This window comes from Thauera carbonicopians (assembly GCF_025699485.1).
In the GTDB taxonomy this organism is placed as follows: domain Bacteria; phylum Pseudomonadota; class Gammaproteobacteria; order Burkholderiales; family Rhodocyclaceae; genus Thauera.
The window spans coordinates 1-4,151 of sequence record NZ_JANUXN010000037.1 but is presented as its reverse complement, the minus strand read 5'-3'; the positions used below and the strand labels follow the sequence as shown (position 1 = coordinate 4,151).

Genomic DNA, 4,151 nt, shown 5'->3' with positions numbered 1-4,151 from the left:
ATGCACGGGTCGGGTATCACAAGACCCTGGTCGCCATTGCCAACAAACACGCGCGGCAGTTGTGGGCCGTGCTGGCCAAGGGAGAACACTACGATCCGGATGCTTGGCGCCAATGGGGGCTGACGTCCGGGCAAGCAGCAAGCTGAAGCACCGCATTGCAGATTGAAGCCATCATGACTGCGCGCAAGCGATAGGCAAAACAGGTCAGACCGACCAGTTGAGAGCCTGACTAACAAGATGGCCGACCATGAAGGGTGTCGCGGCTGATCCCCGCGCCCCAGTCGCGCCGAGGAATGATTGAGGCCAGCCGGAGCGGTGAGTCGCATGGCCCCGGCACGACCGTGCCGAACAAGGCCGATTGGGGAAAGGCAGTCTGTTCTGTCCTTGTCCATTGCGATGGCGCCAGTCACAAAGTGATCACGCTCGACCGTGGTCAGCAGGAGAAGAAAATGAGTGCATGATCAACGGACCGATCGGCCTGCGGCCGGTCTGCAAGAAAGAGGTTGACGGGAAGTCCCTTGGGAATTGTTAGAACTCAGTGCCGGAAACTAGAAGATACGACGTTTAAGGTCAGAGAACGCATTGAGCCCGCCGCGCCAATCGCTACCAGTCTTTGCAAGAATGAATGGGTAACGCGGGTCGTTGTGAAACACGAGCTTGTAGTGCTTCCCGTCCTCCAGTATTGAGAAGCCAAGTGCTTCCAGTTCGGCCCTAACCGAACTGGTCATCGAGTCGTACTGGCGGAGAACTTGCTTGAGTCGATCCAAGATCTGATCGCGCTCGCCTGAATTATTATTCTGCTCCACGATGTCGTTCAGAATGTCTCTACGTCGCCCGTGAAGCTCCGCTGCGTCAGCAGCAGCTTTCAACGCTTCAACAACTATATCTAGGCGCTCACCTTGATAAAAATCCTTCTCCTTTGAGGCCAGAGAGAGACTTGCCTCACTGCCACCAGACACACTGTTTGGCAATTGCCGTGCATATCTGGCCCGGGACAACTCTGCCTCCAGTCTTTGGATTTCCTCATCTTTGGCTGTAATTTCAGCATCGAAGTGCTGAACGTACTCTTCGATGTTGTTTGAGCCAGACTCCTTCAACTCTTGCAGACGGCGCCGAGCAATTAGTTCTTGCAAGTACGACCAAGTGCACTCTCTTCTTGTTCTTTGGGATAGAAGCGAGGATCGAACTTTTCTTGATACGGCGATCTGCATCTCCTTTGGGTCAGAATAGTTTCCTGTCGGGAGAAAAAGCCACTTTCCAATCCCGTCTGGCCAGTAGATTCCGACAGCCCCTCCGTAGGCGTTCTCTCCGTAGACTTCTCGCATCAGCTTGAAAGAAAAAGAACGACTGGGCTCCACAACAACATGAGCCATTCCGGATAGCCACTTTGCAGTTTGATCGGGGTCGATAAACGGCCTGTCTGCATCATCGGCGCTGACGTAGACAACCGGCATGGCGCAGCTAGCTCTGGCACAGATAACATCCGCCGCGATAGACAACTCGCTATCTTCGAGCCTGATCGGTTTGTCAGAAACGAGAAGGTTGCCATCAGCGCCGCCACCTACCCGCTCCATTAGGCTTTTTAAGACATAGGGTCGCTTCCCTTGGTCAAGTCTTTCGACTGGAAGCTCAGAGTCAACACTGAGTTGAACGGAGACTGTAAATCCATCTTTAGACTTTGAGCCCACTACATCCGTTATCCACCTTATCTCACCGTCTTCGCGCTTCTCGTATCGCACGCCAGCCGTTTCTCTTGCTAACTCTTTGTGGAAGGCGGACTGAATGGATTCATTCTCAGTAGAAAGAGATGTTCCATCCTGCAATTTTGTACTTTTGAGTACATTGGCCAGCTCACTGTGTGGACTACCTGAGATCCATGCTCGCGCGCACTCCAGTAGGTCTTCCGCCGTCTTGGTGGTGTCGAGAGGAAACTGTGTTTTGAATGTAAGCACGCGATGATCTCCCCGTGAGTTCTAACGCAACTATTAAGCCGAGCCGCGAAAGTGGCATCGGCTTGAATTTTTTGTTAGTGCGGTGCTTGACGGAAGCACTGCACTTTGGAAACGAAGAATTTTAGCAAAATGCCGCTGGCGCTGGGGCGGAAGTGCCGGCAAGCAAAGCCCGCTTGAACGAGCAGCTTGGCCCGAAGGTGGCAGAACACATAACGGCTCCGCCATGCCTTTGATTGCGGCGCGTCCAAAACAGAATGGGCTGCTGGTTTTCACGAAATTCCGAAGCTCCACGGACAATGCTTTTATCCGGCGCATAAATTCCCGGCACTAACGATAAAGCTGTGCGGCGCAAACGAAGCGCAGCGTAGTTTGCGTCCGAATGAGCGCCTTGTTATGTGCGACCCTCATGTTTTACCTTTACCAGTTCTTGGGTACTCAAACTTACGCGAATACTTGTTTCTCCATAGTTCATCTTGCACAGATGCCTTGATTGCCCTCTCTTTATTATCTTCAAAAATCTTTTCCAGAATATCTTCGGGAACCAGAATACCAATTGATTTGCCTGGCTCCAGTGCTACTGGGCATTTGTCATTTATTCCATAATTGGAGAGACTTGAATGGCACCATCCTACAGTCAACGGCAGACGACGATACTTAAAAACATGCTTGATCTTTTCAAATATGCCTGTCTTGCCAAATGGGTATAGAATCGAAATGTTTGATAAGTGCACTGTGTGAGCAGACGGATTCTTGACTGAGATATATGCCCCGGACACATATTCATCATCAACTTTATCTGTCCCGAACACTACCTCAACCTTATAGCTAGGTATGGCTTTGCGTATGTTCCATGCGAAAACAATTGTTGATAGCAAGGCCGCATAGACAGACAAGATTTCAGTGATCTTCAAGCGCCGTTTCCCTCAATTAACTTGGTGCGCTGTGCTATCCAAAGCACATAACGATAAAGCTCAGCGCCCGCCGCAGGCGGTCCGCTGGAGCGTTTTGTTATACATGACTGCAATCCAAGTCCACGAGCAGTTCCAGTTTACGCACTTCGACCCAAACTTCCCGTTTGAACTGTCTGTGAAATTCGTCGATTGATGCGGTAGATATTGCCGCGGCCCTTGCTGCCTTTTCAACTGAGTCTGCTCGCATGTAATAAACAAGGAAATCTCCTTCCGCGCTTGAATCTAAAAATACAGATTCGACTGTCACACCTTCTGCCGCAAGCGTCTGGAGTGCTTCTGCTCTTCACCTATCTATTTCCTGAGCCCACGCCCTAACACGCTCAAGGCTATTGGACTTGAGCCGAACCCTAGCGCAGATCGCGTGTGTCATGGTCATGTATAACGCCCGGCTTTGGGGCAGACTTGTAGCCGCGCAGCGGCGGAAAGGCCGTCCCAGCCCCGAAGGGGCGACAACAGCCGTTTGTTATGCTTTACGAGAACCATTGCGCCAATGTTTCTTTTGCTCTTTTTACATGCTCATCTTTAATATGTGCAGCAGTTGTAGCAAGTGCTGCCGCCAAAACGCCGAGATCATCAGCATAACCAACTACGGGCACCACATCAGGAATGGCATCAACCGGTGAAATAAAATAGCCCAAAGCGCCGATCATTGTTGCCTTAGCCCAAGCTGGAGTATTTGAATCCAATGCTGCGTAATACATCTTTAATGCTGGCTCCAAAACTCCTTCACCCGCAACCTTTGCATAACCCTTAACTTTCTCCCAAAAGCCACCATCTGAATAAGCGGCACTGAATTTATCATCTGACATCTTTGACTCTCCTTTGTGTTGATTGCATAACGAAAAGCGTTTATCCGCCGCTGAAGGCGTGCGAGGTGAGTGCAGGCGGTCATTGCGGCGGATAAACCTCGTTGGACTAAACCGGGTGATGACGTTGCTTAGGGGGATTGTAAGTGTGGGACGGCGCTTTGCAAGCCAATGGAATGTGCGTGGCGCGGCGTCCGTGACGCAATGCACGCCCAGCGGAGCGCCAACGACGGCGCCTGGAGCCCGTTCCGGGCACGTGCAGTAGCGTGGCGGGGCGGCTGCATCGTGACGGACGCGTGCGCCCCTGCCATGGTCGCACGGCATCGCGCGCAGGTTCGCCGGTCGGTTGAGGCTCATGGGCAGGGCGGTCCGCGCGAGCCGGGCACGGGTGCCCGTACGGGCGGTAGCGGCGCGCTCACCGC

The 4,151-nt window shown here is 52.4% G+C and carries 3 protein-coding genes and 1 pseudogene; all 4 read right to left on the bottom strand.

The features are described from left to right. Window positions 1-548: 548 nt before the first annotated feature. The 4 genes and pseudogenes from NX068_RS20985 to NX068_RS20975 all read right to left on the bottom strand — a co-directional run bounded on the left by NX068_RS20985 (window position 549) and on the right by NX068_RS20975 (window position 3,732). On the bottom strand, window positions 549-1,952 hold the full coding sequence (locus NX068_RS20985) for a hypothetical protein (RefSeq protein ID WP_263463182.1): 1,404 nt from the start codon (window positions 1,950-1,952) through the stop codon (window positions 549-551). Window positions 1,953-2,356: 404 nt separating this feature from the next. After that, window positions 2,357-2,863 carry a hypothetical protein gene (locus NX068_RS20980; protein ID WP_263463181.1) on the bottom strand — a complete coding sequence of 169 codons (507 nt, stop codon included), beginning with the start codon at window positions 2,861-2,863 and terminating at the stop codon, window positions 2,357-2,359. A gap of 97 nt (window positions 2,864-2,960) precedes the next feature. Next, a pseudogene (locus NX068_RS21285) lies at window positions 2,961-3,191 on the bottom strand (DUF6176 family protein); the annotation flags it as partial. 202 nt (window positions 3,192-3,393) lie between these two features. After that, window positions 3,394-3,732 carry a YkvA family protein gene (locus NX068_RS20975; RefSeq protein WP_263463179.1) on the bottom strand — a complete coding sequence of 113 codons (339 nt, stop codon included), beginning with the start codon at window positions 3,730-3,732 and terminating at the stop codon, window positions 3,394-3,396. Window positions 3,733-4,151: the final 419 nt, after the last annotated feature.

Bases quoted from the DNA above. Each gene is read 5' to 3' on its own strand.
- NX068_RS20975 (WP_263463179.1), bottom strand. From the start codon at position 3,732: ATGTCAGATGATAAATTCAGTGCCGCTTATTCAGATGGTGGCTTTTGG.